This is a genomic window from Pseudovibrio sp. W64, from assembly GCF_001623145.1.
Taxonomy (GTDB): Bacteria; Pseudomonadota; Alphaproteobacteria; order Rhizobiales; family Stappiaceae; genus Pseudovibrio.
Map to the genome: position 1 here is coordinate 138983 of NZ_LMCI01000001.1, position 23557 is coordinate 162539.

A 23557-nucleotide genomic window follows, 5' to 3' on the forward strand; every position below is an offset into this window, starting at 1 on the left:
TTACGCGTTTGAGGCTTCAGAGAGACCATCCAGCTGCGTGCTGGCAAGGCGTCCGCCATACGCTTTTTGCAGGTTCTCAGCGGTGAAGGTTGTCTCCACCGGGCCGTCTGCCACGTGCTGCCCATTGAGCAGCAGGATGTGGGAATAGTAATCACGCACGGTTTCAAGATCGTGGTGCACCACAAGAACGGTCTTGCCATCTGCTACCAGTTGGCGGAGCACTGCCACGATTGCTTTTTCTGTTGCAGCGTCCACACCGGCGAACGGTTCATCCATGAGATAGACTTCAGAATCCTGCGCCAAAGCTCTTGCAAGAAACACACGCTGCTGCTGGCCACCGGAAAGCTGACCGATCTGACGATTTGCAAAGTCCTGCATGCCAACGGATTTCAAACAGTCCATCGCCTTTTGACGGTGCTTGCGGGATGGCCAACGGAACCAACCGATTTGCCCGTAAAGGCCCATCAGCACCACATCAATGGCCGTTGCCGGAAAATCCCAATCCACGGCTGAGCGCTGCGGAACGTAGGCGATGCGCTTGAGGTCCTTTTCAATTGGCGCACCAAAGACTTTGGTGTCGCCAGAGAGTTTCGGGATCAGGCCAAGAGCTGCTTTCAGGAATGTGGACTTGCCAGCGCCATTGGGGCCAATGATGGCTGTCAGGCATCCCTTTGGAGCTGAGTACGACACGCCCCAAAGCACAGGTTTGTGGTGGTAAGCGACCGTCATGCCCTGCACGGTGAACGGCAGGTCCTGCGGGTTCACAGTTTTTGAGCTGTCGGTGTCATGCAACAAGTGCAGACCGGAGGAACTTCTATCATGCATCTTAGTGACCTGCTCCAAGTTTACCCTGCATACCCTGAGCAGGTGCTTCTCCACCCAGAGCGCGTGTAATCGAGGTCATGTTGTGGTCGATCATACCGATATACGTTCCTTCATAGGTATTGGACTGGCCCATCGCATCTGAGAAGAGCTCGCCGCCGACCTCGACCTTGTGGCCTTTGGCTGCGGCACCTTCGACCAGCGCACGTATGTTTCGCTCTGACACTGACGATTCAACAAACACTGCTGTGACTTTGCGGTCGACGAGAAGGTCAACCAGTGTCTCAATCCGCTGCAAACCAGCTTCTGAGTTGGTGGAGATGCCCTGAATGCCAACCACTTCCAGATTGAAGTCGCGGCCAAGGTAGGTGAACGCATCATGCGCGGTTACAAGAACACGGCGCTCCTGAGGTACCGTCTGGAGGATCTTATCGCCATAATTTGCGAGTTCCTGCACCTGCGCCAGATAGGCTGCTGCGTTGTCGCGATAGTCCTGCTCGTTTTCGGGGTCCATGGAGACGAAGGCTTCGGTCACACCATTGATCGCGCCTTGCCAAAGGGTCGGGCTCATCCAGACGTGCGGGTCATAGCGACCAGCGTACGCGGTTGAACCTTCAAGCTTGGCAGAGTCGATGGTTTCACCGATGAAGAAGACAGGCTTACGTTTTTGAAGCTTCAGCAGCAGATCTTCCATCTGCGCTTCCAGAAACAAACCGTTTGCGAAAATCGCATCTGCGCGGCCCATCTTCACCACGTCAGAGCGGGTCTGGCGGTAGGAGTGCGGATCAATGCCTGTTCCCATCAGCGCTTCCACAGTGACGTTGTCACCGCCAACGGCACGCACAGCGTCAGCAACCATGCCCACTGTGGCAACCGCATTGATCGGAGCCTTTGCAAGTGCCGCTGACAGGCTGGAAAAGCCTGCGAGAACCATCACTGTCACTGCAAACACAGCAGCTTTGAAGTAGCGCATAAAATCCAACTTTCTAAAACGACTAGAGCAAACTTTCAGGCTCTTCATCTTTCGCAGTTCTCCGACCTAGCCACTTTGTTCCTGGCCAATATCTTCGCCCTGAGCTCTTTAAATAAAGATACCATCAGAATTTCTGCGGGCATCCTGTTTCTTCCTGCAGTCTAGTTGCAACTCATTCTTAATTGCAATATAAAAATGAAAGTTTCTGAAAATTGGTATCTTGCCCTCTCTTTGATGAACTGTGGGACGTGAGCAGAAAGTCGACCATCAATCAGGCCTAGTTGCCATTGCCTCTTATTTGCCAAAGGCTTATTTATAAGAGCAATGGGAGAGACCTGACATGAGCAAGATGGACTTCAATCGCGAATTTGATGCACGACACGGTGAGCTTGTTGCAATCACCAATGAGCTGTCGCGCGTGACCTGCAATAACCCCGGTGCCCTAACGTTTGCAGGAACTAACACTTTCCTTGTTGGTAAAAACGAGGTTGTTGTCATCGATCCGGGCCCGATGGATTTGGAGCATCTGGACGCTTTGATGAAGGCCATTGATGGCCGACCCGTGAAGGCCATTCTCGTCAGCCACACCCATGTGGATCACTCTCCACTTGCCGGCCCTTTGAAGGAAAAAACGGGTGCGCCCGTGATGGGGTGCGGACCTCACAAACGAGCTGTTTCATTTGCTGATATGGCCGAAACGCCCATGGATGCGAGCTCACAGAAGGACTTTACGCCCGACGAAGAGTTGGAAGATGGCGCCAAAATCTCTGTTGATGGTGTGACAATTGAAGTGGTTGCAACGCCGGGACACACAGAGAATCACCTGTCTTTCGCCCTTCCTGAACAAGGTGTGATGCTGCCCGGTGATCACGTGATGGCCTGGTCGACAACCATTGTGGCGCCGCCAGACGGGTCTATGAACGCCTATATGAAGTCACTGGACAAGCTCATGGCGCGCAGTGAAACCCGCTATTTCCCGTCTCATGGCGGCGAGGTAAACAACCCGAAGGTCTTTCTCCCCCAGCTGAAGCAGCATCGCCAGATGCGCTCCGATGCTATTCTTGAGCGTTTGCGTGCGGGGGATGATGAGGTCATGACCATGGTGAAAGCCATTTACACAGATGTGGACCCAAAGCTGCATGGCGCAGCAGCGCTCAATGTTCTTGCACAACTGGATGATCTCATCGCTCAAGGGGTTGTCATGTGCGATGCGAAGGTTACACTCTCCGCAAAATTCACGTTGCGTGAGCTGACATAGCTCAGCTTACACACTGTCAGGACACCCCAGAGAAACCGATCTCTCCAACACTTAGAGACGTAATGACCAGTATTTTTGACCAGAAGATCGATCGCAGAAACACTCATTCCCTTAAATGGGATGAGATGGAAAGTCGCTATGGCATCAGTCCTGATGACGGTTTGCCGATGTGGGTTGCAGATATGGATTTCCGCCCCCCGCAAGCCGTGAACGACATGGTTGCCCGCGCTGCGGAGCACGGAATTAACGGCTATTACGGTAATGATGCGCCTTACAAAGAGGCTGTCATTTCCTGGATGAAGCGTCGTCACCAGTTCGATGTCTCTCCAGACTGGATCACAACAGTGCCGGGTGTTGTGGCTGGTTACTCCATGGCTATTCACGCGTTTTCTGAGGAAGGTGATGGCGTCCTGGTGTTCTCACCAGTTTACCATGCGTTTGGCCGCGCCGTGCGCGACAACAACCGCCGCCTTGTAGAAAGCCAGCTGATTGAGCGTGATGGCGCTTATTACATGGACTTCGACAATCTGGCTGATCAGGTTGATGAACGCACCAAGATCCTGTTGCTGTGCAGCCCTCACAACCCGGGTGGCCGGGTCTGGACTGCAGAGGAACTGACCCGTATTTGCGAATTCTGCCTTGAACATAACATCCTGATCATCTCTGATGAGATCCACCACGACCTCATTCTGGATGGCTCCAAGCATGTGGTCACCTCGACCTTGTCTGAGGCGATTGCAGAGCGGACGATTACATTTACATCTGCCTCCAAGACCTTCAATCTGGCCGGTTTTGCGACGGCTGCGTGCATCATCAGCAACAAAGAGCTGCGTGATCAAATCCGCAAGGTCTTTACAGCTTGTGGAGTTCACGCCACCCCGCTCGGTTCACAAGCCACAACTGAGGCTTACAACCATGGCGATGAGTGGCTCACTGAGGCTTGCGATTACATTGCGGCTAATCAAGAGCTGCTGATTGAGGGGCTGGAAGCTGCTATCCCCGGCGCTAAAGTGATGCGCATGGCGAGCACCTATTTGCAGTGGGTCGATTTTAAAAATGTTGACCTGCCGTTTGATGAGATCGTCGCTCGAATCCAGAAACAGGCGAAGGTCGCCGTCAACATCGGCAGCACGTTTGGAAAAGGTGGCGAAACGTTCCTGCGGTTCAATCTGGCCTGTCCAAAATCGACTGTTGAAGAGGCTATCAAACGTTTGGAAGATGTTTTTGCAGATCTTCGCATCCAAACAAACGCTTGATTTCAAAGCTATATTTTGAGTTATCAAAGATACGCCCATTTCTGGGCGTATTTTTTGTGAGGTCGTGACAATTATCACACACATATGCTATTAAATGAGTCATATTGAATTTATAGAGTTCAAGGGCTTCCCCGGCTTCAGAACTCTCAGAGTTTCGCGATAGCCTTAAAGCGGTACTCGTTGTTCACGCAAGCTTTCATAACCAGTGCTTCCCCGGCGCTGGTTATGTCGTTTCTGGGCCTGCTTTTATCTCCGGATCATACTCCACCAAACTGGCAGCAGCTCCTTTGACAGGTGCAGGCAGTTTACTGTGCAGGCTTTTGTGAGGGAATTGGCGCGGTCCCACGCTCTTTCAACATGGATGCAATTGAAGGTGGCAGTTCTAGCGGAACTTCCAGCAGTGGCACGCTCTCTGAGACTTTTATCCGAGGCGGCTCTTCGGCCTCGTCCTGCAGGACCAACTCTGGCTCTTCAACCCGGGCTGTGATGCCGTAATTTTGCAAGAGCACTTTATCCAGACTTGCCAGAAATCCTCTTATACGGCGGGCATTGGTGCCAAAATCATGGCTGCCGAAGCGGGACGCAGAGCGGATATCCAAAAGTGTACCTACTCTATCGGGCTGGATGCGAATGGCGACATCATCCTTCAAAGAGAAGTATGGCATGCGTGCTTCCATGAGCAGGTAGGTGGGCTCATCCGGGAAACCCGCGGGTAACTCGTAAATCACCTTCCACCCCATGCTGGAGGCGACGCTGGAAACGGCGTTGTGCAGCTCAGGAGGAGGCAGGCGGAACCGGCGTGGGACGATGTCAGGATAGCTGGCCTTTTGCATGAGCTGCTTGTCCTGCCCGATTTCATCATCAATACGATCTCCGGCAATCAGCGCAGGCGGCTCATCCATATCTGTTGAGACATCATTGAGTGGCGGGAACAGGTAGAGCCCCAGTGTGGCGATGAAAAGCGGGGCGAGGACGATGGCACCATAAAACGTGCCCAGAAAGCTGTTGCCAAACCCTTTGCCGCCGTTGTTCCACAAATCAACCACGGCCATGGCAGCCAGCGCAATTGCGGCAGCGCCCATGAAAAAGCCAATTACAAAGAGAACGAGCAGCACTTCTGTATTGAACAACTCGAAGTAATGACCGGCAACGGAGATAATGAGGAACGGGATCGCAATTGCGCCAATGCGGCGACTGCGCAAGGCAGTGCGAGAATGTTTCGAGGGCAATTGCAGGGTCATTCTATCCCACTCTCTTCAATCTGCAGCTCAGAGTTCAACTTAACCGTTCGGCATGAAGGTTACAGCTCTTTACTTTACGATACCAGATAGTAGCAGTTCAGAATTACCGAGGGTTGAATACTGCCATTATTTTCGCGCAAATTTTGAGAGAGGGAGTTGCGGCGGATGAACCGCCGCATTCGGGAGCTGATACTAAGCAGCAGCGCCCTCTCCTGCCGCCTTTAGGCCAACCAGGTTCACAAGATCAGTCAGGCTGTCGAGCAGGTGGTCACAGTGATCCTTCAGCTCTTCAGCGGTCAAAGCGCCAGTTGTTACGCCAACGCGCACCATGCCTGCGTTTTGGGCTGCATGCATGTCGTGAAGGCTGTCACCCACCATTGCGATGTGCTGAGGCTCGATACCTGTGTGCTCTGCAAATCCAAAAAGCTGGCCCGGTTCTGGTTTTTCACCATGTCCGCTGTCGTAGCCCACAACGAAGGTGAAGTAGTCGAAAATGCCAAGGCGCTTCAGCTGCGCAACGGCGCTTGCTTCTGTGCCATTTGTCGCCAGACCGATCGGCAAACCAGCCGCAGCCAGAGCCTTGATTGATGATGCTGTATCATCAAATGCTGCAACACAGTCTGCAGCATGGTCCAGAATAAGGTCTTCAATACGATCCAGAAACGCGCGGTTGAACTCAACACCAAGATGATTGGCCCATGGCTCGCTGTAACCGCTTGGTGGATTAGTCAGAATTGGGCTACCCGGTTGGCAGGCACAGCTGGCGTAATCAAACTTCACGAGATGGCCTAGCTCAGTGGCCAGTTTCAGATTTCCATCTGCCAGATCCATCAGAACATGTTGGAGCACCGTGCCCCATGTCCTATTGAAATCAATGAGAGTTCCATCGCGATCAAACAGTACGGCGCGCACGTTCATTGTCATTTTCCTTCAGCGCATTTGACGGCTTATATGGGAGACCGTCTTCGGGCGATTACCCGAGCAGAATAGTTCTTATGCAAGCGGCTCAATCTACGCACTTATACAGAGTATTACGAGCACCAATCACTATGAGCGATGCTAATCAATCGGCCACAAGCTTCCTGGCACACTAAATACACAGTTTTTTGTCAGTTTCGCAGTCTGGGAAATCGCGGCCAAATGTCACTCAAAATAGCCTGATACATTAATGGTTTAGTCGCGATAATTTTAACTAGCTCACAACCTGATATCCTATCCTTTTGTATAATAATAATAATTTCCAGAAAGGCCGCTGAGCAATTAGTTAACGTCATGTTTCATGCATTCAAATTGCTGAGTTTATTGGGAAATTCCCCCCTCGAAATTAGATTGGCTTTTTTAGTTTTTTTGGCGCTAACATATTCATGCCCGATTTGAGTATCACTCCTGCATATGAGCTGACGCTTATATCGGGTTATCCGGCTACTCATTCTGGATAAGCATCACGATTTCTGCAACACAACTTGTCCCAAGGGGACGGACTAAAATGGCCTTCGGAACGACTGAGCAACAAAAGAAAAACGCTAAACCTGATCTGGACAAACTTTATCGTCCAGTGGGCATTCAGGCTGTCAATGCTGCGAACTGCTGTAACGGCAAGCAGAAAGAGGCATATCAGCCTAAGGTTCAGGAAGAATATCCTCTTCCGACGGACTGATGCGTCAGGGCTACAAATCAGAGATTCCAGCTTGTTTTTCAAGAACCGAATTGCTTGATTATGTATTCCAATCACATTGATGACTACTTCAATGCGTAAGCCACGCCTTATTAGGGCATGGCTTTACAGAGACTTGATGGCCTAAACGGGCATCTGGTTATCTGAGCAAAAAAGGCGACCCGCAGGATTGCGAGCCGCCTTATTTCTTGCCGAGCCTGTAGAAGCATCAACCGTTATGTCTTCTGCATGACGATCCCACGGCCCTGCCCCATATCTAATTTTGCTTTCAATAGCGGCTCATGTTCTAGCGCTGATAAATGACCAGGCGCACCATGTTTGTGATGCGCTCTGCCTTCATCTGAAATGCATTATGGATACAGGCGTACCTTATCCCACTGGTCTTCTGCACTGTCTCTTTTGAAGACAAATCTGTCATGCAGGCGGAAGGCACGATCGTGCCAGAATTCGATTTCCAATGGTTGCAAAATGCAACCGCTCCAATACCCAGGACGCGGAATATCACCAACAGCATATTTAGCAGCGTATTTGGCAACTTCTTTTTCAAGCGCGAAGCGGCTTTCCAATGGGCGGGATTGTTTGGACGCCCACGCACCAATGCGGCTTTTTCGTGGCCGTGAGTTGTAGTATTCGTCAGCCTGGTCTTCAGTTACGTGGATAACATTGCCACGTACCCGGACTTGCCTTCGCAAGCTTTTCCAGTGAAAACACAAAGCAACCTTAGGGTGAGCAAGAATTTCGCGGCCTTTTGTGCTTTCAAAGTTTGTATAAAACACAAAACCCTGTGGACTGTAACCTTTAAGGAGTAACATCCGTACATTGGGCATGCCATTCTCATCTACAGTCGCAACTGACATGGCATTAGGATCATTGGGCTCGCTCTTTTCTGCAAGCGCAAGCCATTCACCAAATAGTTGAAAAGGAACCTCTACGCTTTCAGAGTAACTATTTGTAAACTTTTCTTCCAGATTTTGGATGTCACCATTCATAGTTAATAGTCCCTTTAGGATCCTCACACTGTGGATGAACCGGAATTCGTTAAAACAACGGATTCAACCTGAGGCTCTAGTAGTAATATGGCAGTTTTGTATAGCAAGAAAACCCGTTTACGCCAGTCGTGTTTTGTCTCGGCTGCGCTCTTGCTGACACTTCCTGCCTGCACTCAAATGTCCATATCTGTGAACAACAGTGAGTATCAAGAACCTCTGAACCTGACAGAGGCAGTTGATACCAAGCAAAAGGTCGCGGATAGCGAGATTCATCGCACCGACCGTACGGTTATTACGAATACCATTGAGGAAGCTCTGAACGAGAGCGGGCAAACCAAGCACCGGTTTGCACCTATGGCCTGGACCAATCCTGTCAGCGGCAATAGCGGCACAATCACCTCTCTCATGTCTGTTGATAAAACAGAAAGCATTGCGGGTTGTACCGATTTTGTGACCAGCGCGAACACTGTTGGCGGCATCAGAGCCTATCAGGGGCGCAGCTGCCCGGATACCAATCGTAAAATGAAGATTGTCCAGCTTGCTCCGTTCCAAACCGATGCAACAGTCACTGAATAACTCTTCCTCGCTTCAGTTTCGCAAATGCGACGTGGCCTACTAGATTAAAACCACAGAAATACTCACGTCTGATTAGCTAAGTTCGGCTACGGCTGCTTGCGCCCCATCGAACTCAAGGTTATGTAATGGGTGAGTTATAAACTGCCCTTATTTCAATTTGATGGATGACGATGAGAGATCCCTATTCTGTTCTTGGTGTTAGCAAAAATGCCAGTGAGGCAGAGATCAAGAAAGCGTTTCGCAAACTGGCCAAACAGTTCCACCCAGACCAGAATGCAGACAATCCAAAGGCTAAGGAGCGCTTCTCTGAAGCGAACCAAGCCTATGAAATTTTGGGCGACAAAGATAAGCGCGGACAGTTTGATCGCGGTGAGATAGACGCGGATGGCAAACCCAAGTTTTATGGCGGCCCGGGTGGCGGCGGTGGCTTCGAAGGTTTCCGGAATTCAGGGCGTCGTGGTGGTTTCCGGTTTGAGCAGGGCTTTGGCGAAGGCCACGGCGGTGCCGGCGGCCCTCAGGATGCTGGCGGTTTTGACGATATCCTCAATGATATTCTTGGTGGCTTTGGCGGCGGCAAACGCCGCAGCGCAGGCGGTGGAGAATCTCATTTCCATGCTGGCCCTACCAAGGGAGCTGATGCCAACCTGATTGCACGGGTGACACTTGAAGACCTTGCCCACCATGGCAAGGTTCAGGTGAAACTGCCAAGCGGCAAGACTGTGAATGTAAAAATTCCGGCTGGCACGCAGAGCGGCGACAAGATTCGCCTGAAAGGGCAAGGTTTTGCTTCTGCCAAGAGTGGTCAGGCTGGTGATGCACTGGTAGAAGTTCGCATTTCTACACACAAGCTCTTCAAAGTGGATGGAGAGGATGTTCGTGTTGATGTCCCCCTCACCCTTTATGAAGCCGTTCTTGGTGGCAAAGTACGCATTCCAACTCTCAGCGGTGCAGTTAATCTGACAATTCCTGCCAATACCAGCAGCGGAAAGACCATGCGCCTTAAAGGCAAGGGTCTGCCGAAGAAAGAAGGCGGTCACGGTGACCTTCTTGTTGGGCTTGAGATTGTCTTGCCAGAACAGACAGATGAAGAACTTGAAAATCTGATGCGCGTCTGGAAAGAAGTGAAGCCGTATTCGGCACGCGGTCCAGAGTTCGACTGATCACTACCAATGATAAAGGCGGGTTACCCCGCCTTTTATTTTGCCACACTTTGAATTTCTCAGAAGCAGAGTGCCACAACAATCAGAGCTAAGTTTCGATTGCAGCCAGGCTGACTGGCGCTACGCTGTCGCCTGGTACAAAGAAATCTGGCTGCAGATTCACTTTCGGATTCACGCGGTACTTGTCAAAGTCGGTCATACCGTTTTCCGCCAGCAATGTATCATCAATGAAGAAGTTGCCGGTGGTATCTGCTGCCGGTTTTGTGAAGATCAGATGCGCTGCATCTGCCAGAATGTCTGGTGTCCGGCTTGCCTGAACCATCATATCGCCGCCAAGTAGATTCTGAACAGCAGCCGTAGCAATGGTCGTGCGCGGCCAAAGAGCGTTTACAGCAATCTTCTTAGAGCGCAGTTCTCCGGCAAGTCCCAGTACAACAAGGCTCATGCCGTACTTGGCAATGGAGTACGGTGTATGGTTTTTAAACCACTTCTCCTGCATATCCAGCGGCGGAGAAAGCATCATGATATGCGGGTTTTCTGCTTCTTTCAGATACGGAATTGCCAGTTTTGAGCAGAGCAAAGTGCCGCGCGTGTTGATCTGGTGCATCAGGTCAAAGCGCTTCATGTCGATTTTCTGAACCGGTGTCAGGTTGATCGCACTGGCATTGTTGACCACAATATCGATGCCACCGAACTTTTCAGCAGCCGCCTTCATTGCATTCTCAACACTCTCTTCGCTTCGCACATCAACCACGAGCGGGAGCGCCTGACCTCCGGCATCCTCAATCTCTTTAGCTGCTGTGTAGATCGTTCCTTCCAGCTTAGGATGCGGTTCTGCCGTTTTTGCAGCGATCACAATGTTCGCGCCATCTTGTGCTGCTCGCTTGCCAATCGCGAGGCCAATTCCACGAGATGCACCGGTAATGAATAGTGTTTTACCCTTCAGACTTCCCATGTTTCCCCCAAATTCCTGAAATAAGATGCGGTGCTGAACACCGCATCTGAACGAGTTAAGCTTTGCTCATGAACTTCATGAAGGCTTCGCGGGCCTCATCAGACTTGAGCAGTTCAGCAAAGAGGCCGATTTCTTCAAAAATGCGCTTTTCAAGCGGCTCACGCTTGCCACGCAGCAGTTCTCTGGAAATGCGCAGGGCGTTTTGAGGCTTGGATGCAACCTTCTGCGCGATCGCAAGCACACGGCCTTCCAGCTCATCAGGAGAGACCACGTGATTGACGAAGCCTGCTTCCTTTGCCATTTCGGCGGTGAAGCTCTCACCCAGTGCCAGCAGTTCGAACGCCTTGTGGTAGCCCATTGTCTCTGGGCCGATCAGCGTTGAGCCCGCTTCAGGAATGATGCCAAGGTCGGTGAACGGCGTTTTGAAGAGCGCGTTTTCTGTCGCAAACACCATGTCGAAGTGGAACAACATGGTGGTGCCCACGCCGATAGCAGGACCATCAATGCCTGCGATTACAGGTCTGGATGGCTCATGAAGTGCGCCGAGGAATTTGCCAACACCGCCAGCTTCCAGGCCTTCGCCTGACATTGCTGCCTTGAGGAAATCTGCGATGTCGTTGCCTGCGGTGAATACGCCTGGGCGGCCAAGCATGACATGGCAGCGGATGCTTTCGTCTTCTGTCTTCAACGCATCTGCCATATCCATGTACATGGCCTGTGTCAGTGCGTTTTTCTTTTCTACGCGGTCCATGCGGATGATCTGGACTGCGCCGTCCCGTTCAATACTGATCATGTGTCCCTCCCAAACTGATTGGTGAGGCCTGTTCCGCCTCACCTTTTAAATACGGTTGACTGCCTCTTGGATCAGGCAAGTTCAGCAGCGTCGAATGCAAGGATTGCTTCAGCTGCGCGTGTTACGTCGTCTTTCAGCGGAGCGCTCTCACCCAAAACAGTTTCTGCAAAGCTGCGCGCCATCAGGTAGCGCGGCTTCTTCAGCGTCTCTGGTGCATCCCTGGATGCCAGCGCGCCTTTTGCCAGCAAGCCTGCCCCCAGGGTGATACCTGCCAGACGCAAGTATGGCGTCGCACCTGCAAGCGCTTCAGGAACCTTCCCATCAGCCTGCGCGGCCAACATCCATTCGGTAGCGGTTTCCAGATCAGCAACGGCTGCATCAAGCTTGGTGCCAAGATCACCCAGCTCGCCGGTATTGTCTGCGTTTACACTTGCAGCGATCTCTTTGATCTCAGCGATGAGGCTGCGGACCTGATCACCACCAGACATTGGCAGCTTGCGCATCACCAGATCGATGGACTGAATGCCGTTGGTGCCTTCATAGATCGGAGCGATGCGCGCATCACGCAGATGCTGGGCTGCGCCGGTTTCTTCAATGAAGCCCATGCCGCCGTGGATCTGGATACCAAGAGAGGCCACATCGACACCAAAGTCGGTGGAGAGGGCTTTTGCGATTGGTGTGAGCAAGCCAGCACGCTCTGCCCAGAACTTCTTCTGATCCGCATCTGGCGCGACTTTTGCCATGTCCAGTGCATGTGCGCAGGCATAACAGATTGCGCGGGCGACCTGTGTCTGCGACTTCATGGAGAGAAGTGTACGCTTAATATCCGGATGAACTGCGATCGGATCCATACCATCGGTCTTAGATCCGATACCGCGGCCCTGCTTGCGATCCAGTGAGAACGCCAGAGACTCCTGGAAGGCACGCTCTGCGATGCCGAGACCCTGCACACCCACGGCAAGGCGGGCGTTGTTCATCATGGTGAACATGCAGGCGAGGCCTCTATTTTCTTCGCCGATGAGCCAACCGATTGCACCGCCCTTATCGCCAAAAGACATAGTGCAGGTTGGAGAGCCGTGGATACCGAGCTTGTGCTCCACACCAGCTACGGTCACGTCATTCTTCTCGCCAAGGCTGCCATCGTCATTGACGAAATACTTTGGCACAGCAAACAGTGAGATGCCACGTGTTCCAGCAGGCGCGTCCGGCAAGCGAGCCAGCACCAGATGGATCACGTTGTCCGTCATGTCGTGATCGCCATAGGTGATGAAGATCTTCTGACCAGAGATTTTGTAGGACCCGTCTCCCACAGACTCTGCTTTGGCACGCAGAGCGTTCAGGTCTGAGCCAGCTTGTGGCTCAGTCAGGTTCATTGTGCCTGTCCACTCGCCGCTAATGAGCTTTTCGAGGTACTTTGCTTTGAGTTCCGGGGAGCCGTGCTTCTCGATAGCCTCTACAGCACCTGTGGTGAGTGTTGGGCACAAGGTAAAAGCCATGCTGCCCGCATTCCACATTTCGAACACAGCGACGTGGAGCATGTTTGGAAGGCCCTGCCCTCCGTACTCCGGATCACCTGTCAGTGCGCTCCAACCGCCCTGACGCCAACTGGTGTAAGCCTCTTTCCAGCCCGGTGAGGTTTTGACGCTTCCATCGATCAATTGTGCCGGATTTTCATCTCCAACTCTATTGAGAGGCGCGATCTCTTCCTCTGCAAACTTTGCGGCCTCGCCCAGAATAGCTTCGATCAAATCATCCGAAAGCTCTTCTTGTCCCGGCTGCGCCTGAAGCTTTCCTAAACCGGCTACTTCTTTCAGCGTGAATACAATTTCACTCAGTGGTGCACGATACATTTTGTTTTCCTCCCCTTCTAAGGCCGCCTGCCTTCCATATAGGGCCAGCAAACCGCCTTAGAAATGTATTTACGCGTAGTCCTCACCGACAGCTGGCGGCCACTCCTCGGAAATACGCGTACATTTGCGCATACTCTCATCCGAAAACCGACGCTCACGTCTCGGGAATACGCTATAGCGACTTGACGAATTGGCTTTTGCCCATCAAAAGGCCGCTACAGAATTTTTCCTGTTTGGGACAGTAGTGTGATTAACCTATACGTCAAGCGTCCCTTAGAGGCAGGTTGCCCCCTACATTCGTCTTAGTAAGAAAGAAAAGGTATGAAACTCTGGCGCTTACACCCATCTGACACCCAGTTGGAAGACACGCAAATTTTTCAGGATATTTGCGATGCGCTGAGCGATGGGAAACTCGTCGCGATACCTACTGAGACGGTATATGGATTGGCTGCAGATGCAACCAATGGCAAAGCCTGTGCGAGTATATATGAGGCGAAAGGGCGTCCAAGTTTCAACCCCTTAATTTCTCATATAGACAGTCTGGAAGCAGCACAAACCCACGCTTTTTTTGATGACCGTGCTCTCAAACTGGCCGAAGCCTTCTGGCCGGGGCCGTTGACTCTTGTGTTGCCGAAGCGGCCGACCAGCCCGGTCTCTGATCTTGCTGTAGCAGGCCTTGAGACAATCGCACTCCGAGTGCCTCGCTCCGAGGTGATGCGGGCATTGTGCAAGCATACCGGGCGCCCATTGGCGGCACCTTCGGCCAACCTTTCCGGGCGGATCAGCGGCACGACCGCAGAAGATGTTATCAACGATCTTAAAGATCACTTGTGTTACCTCATCGATTCCGGGGCGACCTCTGTAGGTGTTGAATCAACAATCGTCTCGCTTGTGGGGGACCGCCCAACACTTCTGCGACCGGGTGGTCTGGCCCGTGAAGACATTGAAGCTGTGCTTGGTGAAACATTGGTGCGTGCAGGAACAGACGACAGCGCCCCAATGGCGCCCGGGATGCTGACATCCCACTACGCTCCCAACTCCCACATTCGCCTGAATGCAGAGGATGTGGCGGAAGGGGAAGCGTTGATTACCTTTGGCGCTAATCTGCCCAAAGGCTCCGATAAAGCTGCCAAGCTGGTTCCTCTCAGCGACTCAGAAGATCTGACCGAGGCTGCTGCACGCTTGTTTACTGCATTGCGTCAGGCCGACCTTGGAGAAAACGGAAAAATTGCGGTCATGCCAATCCCTCATCATGGACTGGGGGAAGCTATTAATGATCGCCTTGCCCGCGCTGCTGCTCCCCGCGATTAAACGCTGTTCAGAACACTGAAAACAGACAGCGCTTTGCCTTCTTCTTTGTATTTTCCCAAGATCTCTCTGGCGCAACCCGTTGAGAGCACAGGATAACTACCCCTGAATACTTTGGGCTTATTGTAGAATTCCTTGTATTTATGCAACACCTAAAGAATAGGTGTTAACCTTTTCTCTTTCCGCTCAGTATGAATTCAAGGAGTGGGGGAATAATCAGCGTGCAAATTTAAAGAATTGGCCCAATATTACAGTCATGTATTTCTTAGAGATGCAGCGGACCTCCCCCACGAGCAACACAGATTGCTCGCACCTTTAATCCGGGGTTGCGTGTTATACACGCACTCCGGATTTTTCTTGTCTTACTCACGGGACAGCTGGGCATTCCACGCAGGCATAACCACTGAGATTTATCGGCACCTCATCCCAATTACCGAGATAAACTGGAGGGGTGTACAATTGACAGACTGCTCGGCAATGTGGACTTGTATATGTAATTCGCCCAATTTTTCACAGGATTGGATTTAGGTGCCATCACACTAGAGTAAGTGTGCTCACTTCACGCTCCAACTTCGCTACTGGAACGAGCTCTAAAATTGGCTGTGTACCTGACTTCATTTTTTAACGGGTTCAATATCTTGAGTACTTTGCTGCTGCACCATCAGGCTTTTTTAAATCATCTTACTCCGCTTGGTCATCCAGAACGTCCCGACCGTTTGCGGGCTATTGATCGTATGCTGGAGAACGAAAGGTTCTTCATGCTGGATCGCGATATTGCGCCATTCGGAACCTTTCAGGATATTGCCCGGGTTCACAGCTCTGACTACATCAACTCCATCCACAATATGAACCCTGAAGAGGGGCTCATCGACTTTGCGCCAGACACCAATCTGTCTCCGGGCAGCTGGGAGGCGGCGATGCGAGCTGTGGGTGGCTCTACACGCTGTGTGGATGAGGTGATGAGTAAACGCGTTTCCAACGCTTTTGCGGCATGCCGGCCTCCAGGACACCATGCGGAGTCAGCTCTTACCTCTGGTTTTTGCCTGTTTAACAATGCGGCAATTGCAGCCCGCTATGCACAGGACGTTTATGGGCTTGAGCGTGTGGCGATCATGGATTTTGACGTTCACCACGGAAATGGCACTCAGGAAATCTTCTGGAACGATCCAACCGTGATGTACACCTCCACTCACCAAATGCCGTTGTTTCCGGGCACCGGTGCCGTGAATGAAACGGGTGAGCACAACAACATTGTCAACGCCCCACTCACGGCAGGCGATGATGGAACCCAGTTCCGTGAAGCCCTTGATTACGCGATTTTGCCGCGCATCCGTGAATTCTCACCAGATCTGATCATTATCTCCGCAGGTTTTGATGCTCATGAGCGTGATCCACTTGGTGGCCTGCGCCTCACAGAGCTGGACTTTGCGTGGGCGACCCGCAAACTCATCGAAATTGCAGATGATTGTTGTCAGGGACGTGTCGTTTCGCTTTTAGAAGGTGGGTATGATCTGGAAGGTCTTGCGCGATCTGCCGCCGCTCATGTAATGACATTGATGGATTACTAATTGGGAGTGCACCTACTCCCGACTGAGCGAGGACAGTTTGGTGACAGAAGAAGCAGCCGGTTCCATTGAAAACCTTTCCTTTGAGCAAGCATTAGCTGAGCTGGAAACCATTGTTCGCAATCTGGAGCAAGGCAACGTGCCTCTGGAAAAGAGCATCGAGCTTTACGCTCGGGGTGAAGCCTTGCGTGAAAAGTGCGATGGCTTGCTCAAAGCTGCTGAAGAGAAGGTAGAGAAAATCCAGATGAACACATCTGGAAACGCAGTTGGTACAGAAGCGCTGGATGACCAATAAATTCAGCTAATATGGAATTGAAATTCTAGTTCTAAACACAATAACTAGAATTCTCTCTCCAGTACACGCGTTCATTTTTTCAACAGCCCCCGCCTTGAGCGGGGTTTTTGTTTGCACCGGATTCATCAGGAACGTCGTTTTACTTAAATGATAAAAATTTCGTGATAATTTATTATTTAGCCTACTAAATAAAATTGGACAAAAACTATTGAGCACATAACACAACCGTTATTCTATTGAGCCGATAAGTTTTAATTGGAACAATACTTAACCGGAGATATTTCACAGAATATTATTTCAAGACAGAGAATACAAAGCACTGGATAGATCGTATAACCGACCGGACGGTCTAGTTTAAATCGACAAGTATTCTTCATTTATCGCCGGATATTGGTATAGGCAAAAAAAAGGGGGCTACGAAAACCGTAGCCCCAAGTCGATCACTGTGCACGTGGCCCCATCGACCACACATTCGACATAGGACGTTTCGTCGCAGATTGCATCACCCCATGGGGTGACAAAAGCGCAATTAATACTAGCAAATGAAAAAAAATACGTTCTCATCCCCTATTGACACAGGTTTTGAAGAGGCATCCCTACAAAAGGACCTAGCATAAACGATCAATTATTCATGACAGGCAATTGCACAGAGGGCAGGCTTGCTATAATCGTGGTCAATTACGGAAGACAGTCGTTTCGGCCATAATTTAGAACATATGCCATGGTCGGGTCGTTCTGTGTTAAGCTGCCAAATAGTCAAAAGACTTAAGAAGACCCTGATGTCCCTGCTAGATCAAATTCAAAACCCATCTGATCTCAAGAAGGTCCCCGAGGACCGCCTTCAACAAGTTGCTGAAGAGCTTCGAGAGGAGATGGTTGATGCTGTTTCTGTTACAGGAGGGCATTTAGGAGCTGGATTAGGTGTTGTTGAACTCACCGTTGCGCTCCACCACGTCTTCGACACGCCCAAAGATCGGTTGATCTGGGATGTAGGACACCAGTGTTACCCGCACAAAATTCTGACTGACCGCAAAGAGCGTATTCGCACACTGCGTCAGGATGGCGGCTTGAGCGGCTTCACCAAGCGCTCCGAGAGTGATTACGACCCATTTGGCGCCGGACACTCTTCCACTTCTATTTCAGCTGGCCTTGGCATGGCTGTGGCCCGCGACCTTGCCGGTGGCGACAACAACGTGATCGCTGTGATTGGTGATGGCGCGATGTCCGCTGGCATGGCTTATGAAGCCATGAACAATGCGGGTGCGCTGAACTCGCGCCTGATCGTTATTTTGAACGACAATGACATGTCGATCGCTCCACCTGTTGGTGCCCTTTCCGCGAGCCTCGCGCGTCTTGTTTCCGGCAAGACTTATAAGGGCTTCCGCGAAGCAGCTAAGCAGGTCGCGAGCGCATTGCCAAAACCTCTGCAGGAAAAAGCAGCGCAGGCAGAAGAGTTTGCCCGCAGCTTCTTTACCGGCGGCACATTGTTTGAAGAGCTTGGCTTCTACTATGTTGGCCCCGTTGATGGGCACAATCTGGATCATCTTTTGCCTGTCCTGAAAAACGTTCGGGACGCTAAAGAAGGTCCAATCCTCGTTCATGTGGTGACCCAAAAGGGTAAAGGCTATCTGCCTGCTGAGAACGCCAGCAACAAGTATCACGCTGTTGCCAAGTTTGATGTTGTGACAGGTGAACAGTCCAAGCCGAAACCGAATGCACCTGCCTACACTCGCGTTTTTGCCAATGCGTTGATTGAAGAAGCAAACAAAGACGAGAAGATCGTTGGCATCACAGCCGCGATGCCGGACGGAACTGGTCTGGATGTGTTTGAGAAAGTTCACCCAACCCGCATGTTCGATGTGGGTATTGCTGAACAGCATGCTGTGACATTCGCTGCTGGTCTTGCCTCTGAGGGCTTCAAGCCGTTCTGTGCAATTTACTCGACCTTCCTTCAGCGTGGCTACGATCAGCTTGTCCACGATGTTGCGATCCAGAAACTGCCTGTACGCTTCCCGATTGATCGCGCTGGTCTCGTTGGCGCGGATGGTGCGACCCACGCCGGCTCGTTTGATACTGCGTTCCTCTCTTGCTTGCCGGGCATGGTTGTTATGTCACCGGGTGATGAAGCAGAGCTGGTTCATATGGTTTCCACCGCTGCAGCTTATGATGAAGGCCCTATTGCCTTCCGTTACCCGCGCGGTGAAGGCATTGGCATTGACCTACCGGAAGTCGGCATGCCTTTGGAGATCGGCAAAGGCCGCATCGTTAAAGAAGGCTCCCGCGTTGCTCTGGTTTCACTGGGTGGCCGCTTGCAGGAAGCCTTGAGGGCTGCTGATACGCTTGATGCGGCCGGTCTTTCAACAACAGTTGCCGACGCACGCTTTGCCAAACCGCTTGATACAGAGATGATCGGGCGCCTTGCTAAAGAGCACGATGTGCTGATCACCATCGAAGAAGGTTCCATTGGCGGCTTCGGAAGCCAGGTGCTTCAGTTCCTCTCTGACAACGGCTTGCTTGATGGATCCCTTAAAGTTCGCAGCATGATCCTGCCGGACGTTTTCCAGGACCATGCGAAGCCAGAGACAATGTACAAAGATGCCGGACTAGATGCATCAGGGATTGTGCGCCGTGTCTTTGAAACCCTTGGTAAAGCAGAGGATTTGCCGTTAAGGCTGGTGTAGAACATTGTATTTATGTTCATAACTCATCAAAAAATTAAATGAGGGGCAGCTTTCGCTGCTCTCCTTATTTTCTTTTTGCATATGATATGTAGTGTGAACTCAGTTTTACATCGTTGGCTGGTGCGCGCATGATACTGCTGCTTGCAACCTTTGCGTCCTTGATGCTGTCCACCGCCCTGATTCTTGCAGGGCATGGACTTTCTTCGACGCTTATCCCCCTCAAAGCTGATTTGGCCGGATTTGGAGACCTCCAAATTGGTCTGATCTCGTCCAGTTTTTACATTGGCTTTGTGATTGGGTGTCTGTTTGGTCCGTTTCTCATTCTACGGGCCGGTCATATCCGTGCATTTGCTGCACTGGTTTCTTTGATGTCTGGCGCCGCACTGCTCCACCCTATTCTGGTGGATCCTTTGGCGTGGGCGCTTTTCCGCATCATTACTGGTGTGTGTTTTGCCGGCATCGTTTTGGTTGTCGAAAGCTGGTTGAATGACCGGGCAACTAATGAGAACCGTGGCACAGTCATGTCGCTTTACATCATCTGCTACCTGGGTGCGACCATGGGTGGCCAGCTGATGATTGTTGGCTTTGACGTTAGCACCTTTGTACCATTTGCAATTGCGTCCATTTTTGTCAGCGTTGCCGTGGTTCCCGTTGTGCTCACCAAAGCAGTACAGCCAGCTCCTATTACGCTGGTGCGCTTCCGCCCGATCAACCTTTATCAGACCTCCGCTGTGGCCCTGATTGGTTGTTTGCTGATTGGTCTTGCCAACAGCTCCATGTGGGCGCTGGCTCCGCTTTATGCCAAGCAGATCGGTTACAGCACCAACGAGGCAGCATATTTTGCAGCGGCCATCGTTTTGGGTGGTGCGATTACGCAGTGGCCGATTGGTCGTCTGTCTGACCGTGTAGACCGTCGTATCATTATTTTGCTCCTGGGCTTTGCTGCGGCAGCGGCGGCACTAGTGCTCTTTACGCTTGAGAGCGGAAACTTCTGGACTACATTCACCGTATTCCTGATCCTTGGCATGGCCAGTCAGCCGACATACGCGATTGTTGCTGCCCACGCCTTCGACTATGTGGAAGCAGAAGACTACGTCGAGACATCTTCTGGTGTTCTGATGTCAAACGGAATCGGGTCGATGATTGGACCGACCGTTGCAGCAGGCCTGATGTTCAGCATCGGCCCTGAAGGCCTATTCATATGGGTGGCACTTGTTGAAGTCGCTCTTGCGCTCTTCGTTGTCAGCCGCCTGGTTATTCGCCCTGCGGACGAGGATCTGGAGAAGACAGACTTCGAATACGGTGCAACATCCAACATGGGTGCCGTGCTTACACCTGATCCGCTAGATATCGAAGATCCTTACGTTATTCCGCCTGAAGAGTTCCCTGCCTACGAGCAGGATGAGGGCATGGCCTCAGAAGAAGTGGGTGATTTGCCAAATCGCAATGATGAGGATGAGAATCCGCCTACAACTGATGAGACTCAGGATAATTCCAGATTCCCTTCTGGCTGAGTGTAGACACACTCAGCGGAAGCAACTAAGAAAGACTCATGGTCAAGCCGAGTAATACATTACATGTACTCAGAAGCGAGCGGCATCCGCTCGTTTTGCTTGCTGGCGTTGCGATGCTGGCCCGAGTACTGTTGCTTGTCCTGAGTTTTTCCGGTGCAGCTGCTGATCCTTCGGTTGCTGCGCTCATGCAATTGTGCGCCCCTTCAGGCGGTTCGCAGATTGCAAAGATTGAAGGCTCCACGCATACCGAAAATCCGCTGGGAATAGGCTGCGATTGCACGTTCATGTGCCCGCATACGTCCAAACAGGCGACTTATTTTTCGATAGAGCCCGAGAACTGGCAGTGTCCTACCCTCGTGGTTGCTGGTTCTCTCTCCCTTGATAGCGCTCTCGTAATTGACAGAAGCCTCCGTGGTCATAATTTCCTCATCCGGGCTCCTCCAGTCGCCTAGGTTTTCCCTTGATCAACAAAACCTGATTTGACTGATCTCTTCTGCCTGAGTTTACAGGTAGGGAGCTATTCCTTGGATGACTATTATGAAAACACGTGCTCTTCTTGTTGCAGCAGCTCTTGTTGCATTCACCGGTTCTGCTGCTCTTGCGGACAGCATACAACACGGTGAACTGACCATTAAAGATGCCTGGACACGCGCTACTCCACCAAAAGCAAAAGGTGGCGGGGCCTTCGTTTCCATCACCAACAATGGCAGCGAAGATGCGCGCCTGACAGGTGCAGTTTCCGGCTATGCCAAGCGCACTGAAATTCACGAAATGGCTGTGAACGATGGCATCATGAAAATGCGCAAGCTGGACGATGGCGTAGTTATTCCTGCTGGCGAGACACTTGAGTTGAAGCCTGGCAGCTACCACGTCATGTTCATGGGCCTGAACCAAGCATTCAAAATGGGCGAAGAGCTCAAAGTTACGCTGGAATTCGAAAAAGCCGGTCCAGTTGAAGTAACATTCCCAGTTATGAAAATGGGTGCAAAATCCGGCAAAATGCACCACTAACCAATTGAACTGTGCACGGGTGGATTAAGATGAACGTTGCGAAAACAATTCGATATGGAGCGTGGGCTGCAGTCGCATTGCTCGTTGCCGCAGTTTCTGCTGTAACAGTAATGAAGTTTGTGAAAGAGGATGTCCCGCAGGCTGCTACTGTGCAGATCGGTGGCCCGTTTGAGCTGGTTGATGGCAAGGGACAAATCTTTACAGACAAGAACCTTGATGGCAAACCAACTCTGATGTTCTTCGGCTTCACATACTGTCCTGATGTGTGCCCAACAACCCTCTCTGATATGCAGGGATGGATTGATAATCTGGGTCCGAAGGCAGATGATCTGAACTTCGTTTTCGTCAGCGTTGATCCTGAACGCGATACACCAGACGTTATTGCGGATTATGTTGCTGCGTTTGGGTCTCACGTCGTTCCACTGACTGGCTCCGTCGACCAGGTTAAAAAAGTCGTTAAAGACTACCGCGTTTATGCGAGAAAAGTACCATTGGAAGACGGTGATTACACCATGGACCACACCGCAGCGGTTTACATGCTGAATGGTGACTTGGATTTCGTGGGAACCATCAGCTATCAGGAACCTGAAGAAACAGCGCTTCCAAAAATCAGAAAGTTGCTTGGTAGCTCATAAAAGTTTAGGGTGTCTGGGAATTCAGGCACCCTTTTTTGGATGAAGATATGAAAGATCATGCAGCTCTCTATGCTGGCACAGCTGCCGTTGGACTTCTGCTGATCGCAGCCACCGCATTCCTTTGGATGCGCTATGGCAATTTGCTTTTCTCAGACAAACTGTTAAATGCACTGGCTGGTTGCTTCGGCCTTTAGGCTAAGCTTTTAATCATCCCAGTCAGGTGACATATGCGGCTTGATCAATTCCTCGTCGAACATGGCTATTTTGAAACGCGTGCCCGTGCTCGTGATGCAATCTTGCGAAACACGGTCGTTATAGATGGTACGCCTGCAAAGAAGCCTTCGCAGAAGATCTCAGGCAAGCCCGACGTCTCTATCGATGATCCGGCCTCTGACTATGTATCCCGCGCCGCTTTGAAGCTCATCAAAGGCCTGGAGCATTTTGAGCTCGACCCTGCTGGTAAGGTTTGCCTCGATATTGGCGCCTCGACAGGAGGCTTCACGCAGGTTCTGCTGGAGCATGATGCTCAGATCGTTCATGCCATTGATGTTGGGCATGATCAGCTGGCAGATAAGATCTCCAACAACCCACGCGTTGTCCGTAAAGACGGCCTGAATGCCCGTGAGCTGACGCTTGAGCATCTTGAAAGCCAGCACCCGGAGTTTCTAGTTTCCGACGTGAGCTTTATCTCTCTGAAGCTTGCCCTCCCACCAGCTCTTGAGCTGGCTGCTGATGGTGCCTTAGGGGTCTTCCTCGTCAAGCCACAGTTTGAAGCAGGGCGTGAGCGGATTGGGAAAGGTGGTCTTGTTGCACCAGAGATTGCGGAACAGATCTCTGTAGAACTGCAAGAGTGGATGAATGCACAGCCGGGCTGGTCCGTGCTTGGCATCACCTCCTCCCCGATCAAGGGTGGAGATGGAAATGCAGAGTACCTGATGGCCTGCCAAAAGAAGCCATTATAGTTTTCATGAAACCCTTCTCCCGAGGCATAGAGGTCTCG

The 23557-nt window shown here is 51.4% G+C and carries 23 protein-coding genes; 15 read left to right on the forward strand and 8 right to left on the reverse strand.

Going from position 1 to position 23557, the window contains the following annotated elements:
* Nucleotides 1-825, reverse strand: a complete 825-nt coding sequence (locus PsW64_RS00690) for a metal ABC transporter ATP-binding protein (RefSeq protein WP_063302367.1) — start codon at nucleotides 823-825, stop codon at nucleotides 1-3.
* Between the two features lies 1 nt (nucleotide 826).
* Nucleotides 827-1795: a metal ABC transporter solute-binding protein, Zn/Mn family gene (locus PsW64_RS00695; RefSeq protein ID WP_057464903.1), complete on the reverse strand. Its 969-nt coding sequence runs from the start codon at nucleotides 1793-1795 to the stop codon at nucleotides 827-829.
* A 340-nt stretch (nucleotides 1796-2135) separates the two neighbouring features.
* On the opposite strand from PsW64_RS00695, the gene PsW64_RS00700 reads away from it, so the two are divergent.
* Complete coding sequence (locus PsW64_RS00700) at nucleotides 2136-3053, forward strand: MBL fold metallo-hydrolase (RefSeq protein WP_063302368.1); 918 nt, start codon at nucleotides 2136-2138, stop codon at nucleotides 3051-3053.
* A gap of 62 nt (nucleotides 3054-3115) precedes the next feature.
* Nucleotides 3116-4309: a MalY/PatB family protein gene (locus PsW64_RS00705; RefSeq protein WP_063302369.1), complete on the forward strand. Its 1194-nt coding sequence runs from the start codon at nucleotides 3116-3118 to the stop codon at nucleotides 4307-4309.
* A gap of 305 nt (nucleotides 4310-4614) precedes the next feature.
* Here PsW64_RS00705 and PsW64_RS00710 read toward each other — a convergent pair whose 3' ends face one another.
* Both PsW64_RS00710 and PsW64_RS00715 read right to left on the reverse strand, forming a co-directional pair.
* Nucleotides 4615-5550, reverse strand: coding sequence for a DUF1499 domain-containing protein (locus tag PsW64_RS00710; protein ID WP_063302370.1), 936 nt, complete (start codon nucleotides 5548-5550; stop codon nucleotides 4615-4617).
* Nucleotides 5551-5742: 192 nt separating this feature from the next.
* Nucleotides 5743-6468 (reverse strand): HAD family hydrolase, encoded by a 726-nt coding sequence (locus tag PsW64_RS00715; protein ID WP_208980481.1) that lies wholly within the window; start codon nucleotides 6466-6468, stop codon nucleotides 5743-5745.
* A 568-nt stretch (nucleotides 6469-7036) separates the two neighbouring features.
* Here PsW64_RS00715 and PsW64_RS27500 point away from each other — a divergent pair.
* Entirely contained in the window at nucleotides 7037-7207 is a 171-nt protein-coding gene (locus tag PsW64_RS27500; protein ID WP_167550269.1) for a hypothetical protein, read from the forward strand.
* A gap of 368 nt (nucleotides 7208-7575) precedes the next feature.
* Here PsW64_RS27500 and pdxH read toward each other — a convergent pair whose 3' ends face one another.
* Nucleotides 7576-8202, reverse strand: a complete 627-nt coding sequence (gene pdxH, locus PsW64_RS00720) for a pyridoxamine 5'-phosphate oxidase (RefSeq protein ID WP_373456179.1) — start codon at nucleotides 8200-8202, stop codon at nucleotides 7576-7578.
* A 99-nt stretch (nucleotides 8203-8301) separates the two neighbouring features.
* Between pdxH and PsW64_RS00725 the strand changes: the two genes are divergently transcribed.
* Together PsW64_RS00725 and PsW64_RS00730 are read left to right on the forward strand one after the other, a co-directional pair.
* Nucleotides 8302-8790 (forward strand): RT0821/Lpp0805 family surface protein, encoded by a 489-nt coding sequence (locus tag PsW64_RS00725; protein WP_063302372.1) that lies wholly within the window; start codon nucleotides 8302-8304, stop codon nucleotides 8788-8790.
* Between the two features lie 170 nt (nucleotides 8791-8960).
* The gene (locus PsW64_RS00730; protein ID WP_063302392.1) at nucleotides 8961-9950 is read left to right on the forward strand and encodes a DnaJ C-terminal domain-containing protein; all 990 of its coding nucleotides are present in this window, start codon (nucleotides 8961-8963) and stop codon (nucleotides 9948-9950) included.
* Nucleotides 9951-10038: 88 nt separating this feature from the next.
* On the opposite strand, the gene PsW64_RS00735 is transcribed toward PsW64_RS00730, so the two are convergent.
* From PsW64_RS00735 to PsW64_RS00745, 3 genes are all read right to left on the reverse strand, one after another.
* Nucleotides 10039-10905, reverse strand: a complete 867-nt coding sequence (locus tag PsW64_RS00735; protein ID WP_063302373.1) for an SDR family oxidoreductase — start codon at nucleotides 10903-10905, stop codon at nucleotides 10039-10041.
* 55 nt (nucleotides 10906-10960) lie between these two features.
* Entirely contained in the window at nucleotides 10961-11698 is a 738-nt protein-coding gene (locus tag PsW64_RS00740) for a crotonase/enoyl-CoA hydratase family protein (RefSeq protein WP_063302374.1), read from the reverse strand.
* A gap of 71 nt (nucleotides 11699-11769) precedes the next feature.
* Nucleotides 11770-13548, reverse strand: coding sequence for an acyl-CoA dehydrogenase (locus PsW64_RS00745; RefSeq protein ID WP_063302375.1), 1779 nt, complete (start codon nucleotides 13546-13548; stop codon nucleotides 11770-11772).
* 321 nt (nucleotides 13549-13869) lie between these two features.
* Between PsW64_RS00745 and PsW64_RS00750 the strand changes: the two genes are divergently transcribed.
* The 10 genes from PsW64_RS00750 to PsW64_RS00790 all read left to right on the forward strand — a co-directional run bounded on the left by PsW64_RS00750 (nucleotide 13870) and on the right by PsW64_RS00790 (nucleotide 23519).
* A complete protein-coding gene (locus tag PsW64_RS00750; RefSeq protein ID WP_063287279.1) occupies nucleotides 13870-14859 on the forward strand; it encodes an L-threonylcarbamoyladenylate synthase in 990 nt (329 codons plus the stop codon).
* A 644-nt stretch (nucleotides 14860-15503) separates the two neighbouring features.
* Nucleotides 15504-16424, forward strand: coding sequence for a histone deacetylase family protein (locus tag PsW64_RS00755; protein WP_057465023.1), 921 nt, complete (start codon nucleotides 15504-15506; stop codon nucleotides 16422-16424).
* 37 nt (nucleotides 16425-16461) lie between these two features.
* Nucleotides 16462-16716, forward strand: coding sequence for an exodeoxyribonuclease VII small subunit (locus PsW64_RS00760; RefSeq protein WP_208860096.1), 255 nt, complete (start codon nucleotides 16462-16464; stop codon nucleotides 16714-16716).
* A gap of 779 nt (nucleotides 16717-17495) precedes the next feature.
* The gene (gene dxs / locus PsW64_RS00765; protein ID WP_063302376.1) at nucleotides 17496-19397 is read left to right on the forward strand and encodes a 1-deoxy-D-xylulose-5-phosphate synthase; all 1902 of its coding nucleotides are present in this window, start codon (nucleotides 17496-17498) and stop codon (nucleotides 19395-19397) included.
* A gap of 128 nt (nucleotides 19398-19525) precedes the next feature.
* Nucleotides 19526-20911, forward strand: a complete 1386-nt coding sequence (locus PsW64_RS00770; protein ID WP_057465021.1) for an MFS transporter — start codon at nucleotides 19526-19528, stop codon at nucleotides 20909-20911.
* A 38-nt stretch (nucleotides 20912-20949) separates the two neighbouring features.
* The gene (locus tag PsW64_RS00775; RefSeq protein ID WP_063302377.1) at nucleotides 20950-21363 is read left to right on the forward strand and encodes a hypothetical protein; all 414 of its coding nucleotides are present in this window, start codon (nucleotides 20950-20952) and stop codon (nucleotides 21361-21363) included.
* 85 nt (nucleotides 21364-21448) lie between these two features.
* Nucleotides 21449-21922: a copper chaperone PCu(A)C gene (locus PsW64_RS00780; RefSeq protein WP_208980483.1), complete on the forward strand. Its 474-nt coding sequence runs from the start codon at nucleotides 21449-21451 to the stop codon at nucleotides 21920-21922.
* A gap of 29 nt (nucleotides 21923-21951) precedes the next feature.
* Entirely contained in the window at nucleotides 21952-22557 is a 606-nt protein-coding gene (locus tag PsW64_RS00785; RefSeq protein WP_063302379.1) for an SCO family protein, read from the forward strand.
* Nucleotides 22558-22604: 47 nt separating this feature from the next.
* Nucleotides 22605-22751, forward strand: coding sequence for a hypothetical protein (locus tag PsW64_RS27505; RefSeq protein ID WP_164845264.1), 147 nt, complete (start codon nucleotides 22605-22607; stop codon nucleotides 22749-22751).
* Between the two features lie 33 nt (nucleotides 22752-22784).
* The gene (locus tag PsW64_RS00790; RefSeq protein ID WP_063302380.1) at nucleotides 22785-23519 is read left to right on the forward strand and encodes a TlyA family RNA methyltransferase; all 735 of its coding nucleotides are present in this window, start codon (nucleotides 22785-22787) and stop codon (nucleotides 23517-23519) included.
* Nucleotides 23520-23557: the final 38 nt, after the last annotated feature.

Excerpts from the sequence above, each read along its gene's own strand:
- PsW64_RS00690 (WP_063302367.1), bottom strand. The coding sequence starts at position 825 with ATGCATGATAGAAGTTCCTCCGGTCTGCACTTGTTGCATGACACCGAC.
- PsW64_RS00695 (WP_057464903.1), bottom strand. The coding sequence starts at position 1,795 with ATGCGCTACTTCAAAGCTGCTGTGTTTGCAGTGACAGTGATGGTTCTC.
- PsW64_RS00700 (WP_063302368.1), top strand. The coding sequence starts at position 2,136 with ATGAGCAAGATGGACTTCAATCGCGAATTTGATGCACGACACGGTGAG.
- PsW64_RS00705 (WP_063302369.1), top strand. The coding sequence starts at position 3,116 with ATGACCAGTATTTTTGACCAGAAGATCGATCGCAGAAACACTCATTCC.
- PsW64_RS00710 (WP_063302370.1), bottom strand. The coding sequence starts at position 5,550 with ATGACCCTGCAATTGCCCTCGAAACATTCTCGCACTGCCTTGCGCAGT.
- PsW64_RS00715 (WP_208980481.1), bottom strand. The coding sequence starts at position 6,468 with ATGAACGTGCGCGCCGTACTGTTTGATCGCGATGGAACTCTCATTGAT.
- PsW64_RS27500 (WP_167550269.1), top strand. The coding sequence starts at position 7,037 with ATGGCCTTCGGAACGACTGAGCAACAAAAGAAAAACGCTAAACCTGAT.
- PsW64_RS00725 (WP_063302372.1), top strand. The coding sequence starts at position 8,302 with ATGGCAGTTTTGTATAGCAAGAAAACCCGTTTACGCCAGTCGTGTTTT.
- PsW64_RS00730 (WP_063302392.1), top strand. The coding sequence starts at position 8,961 with ATGAGAGATCCCTATTCTGTTCTTGGTGTTAGCAAAAATGCCAGTGAG.
- PsW64_RS00735 (WP_063302373.1), bottom strand. The coding sequence starts at position 10,905 with ATGGGAAGTCTGAAGGGTAAAACACTATTCATTACCGGTGCATCTCGT.
- PsW64_RS00740 (WP_063302374.1), bottom strand. The coding sequence starts at position 11,698 with ATGATCAGTATTGAACGGGACGGCGCAGTCCAGATCATCCGCATGGAC.
- PsW64_RS00745 (WP_063302375.1), bottom strand. The coding sequence starts at position 13,548 with ATGTATCGTGCACCACTGAGTGAAATTGTATTCACGCTGAAAGAAGTA.
- PsW64_RS00750 (WP_063287279.1), top strand. The coding sequence starts at position 13,870 with ATGAAACTCTGGCGCTTACACCCATCTGACACCCAGTTGGAAGACACG.
- dxs (WP_063302376.1), top strand. The coding sequence starts at position 17,496 with ATGTCCCTGCTAGATCAAATTCAAAACCCATCTGATCTCAAGAAGGTC.
- PsW64_RS00770 (WP_057465021.1), top strand. The coding sequence starts at position 19,526 with ATGATACTGCTGCTTGCAACCTTTGCGTCCTTGATGCTGTCCACCGCC.
- PsW64_RS00775 (WP_063302377.1), top strand. The coding sequence starts at position 20,950 with ATGGTCAAGCCGAGTAATACATTACATGTACTCAGAAGCGAGCGGCAT.
- PsW64_RS00780 (WP_208980483.1), top strand. The coding sequence starts at position 21,449 with ATGAAAACACGTGCTCTTCTTGTTGCAGCAGCTCTTGTTGCATTCACC.
- PsW64_RS00785 (WP_063302379.1), top strand. The coding sequence starts at position 21,952 with ATGAACGTTGCGAAAACAATTCGATATGGAGCGTGGGCTGCAGTCGCA.
- PsW64_RS27505 (WP_164845264.1), top strand. The coding sequence starts at position 22,605 with ATGAAAGATCATGCAGCTCTCTATGCTGGCACAGCTGCCGTTGGACTT.
- PsW64_RS00790 (WP_063302380.1), top strand. The coding sequence starts at position 22,785 with ATGCGGCTTGATCAATTCCTCGTCGAACATGGCTATTTTGAAACGCGT.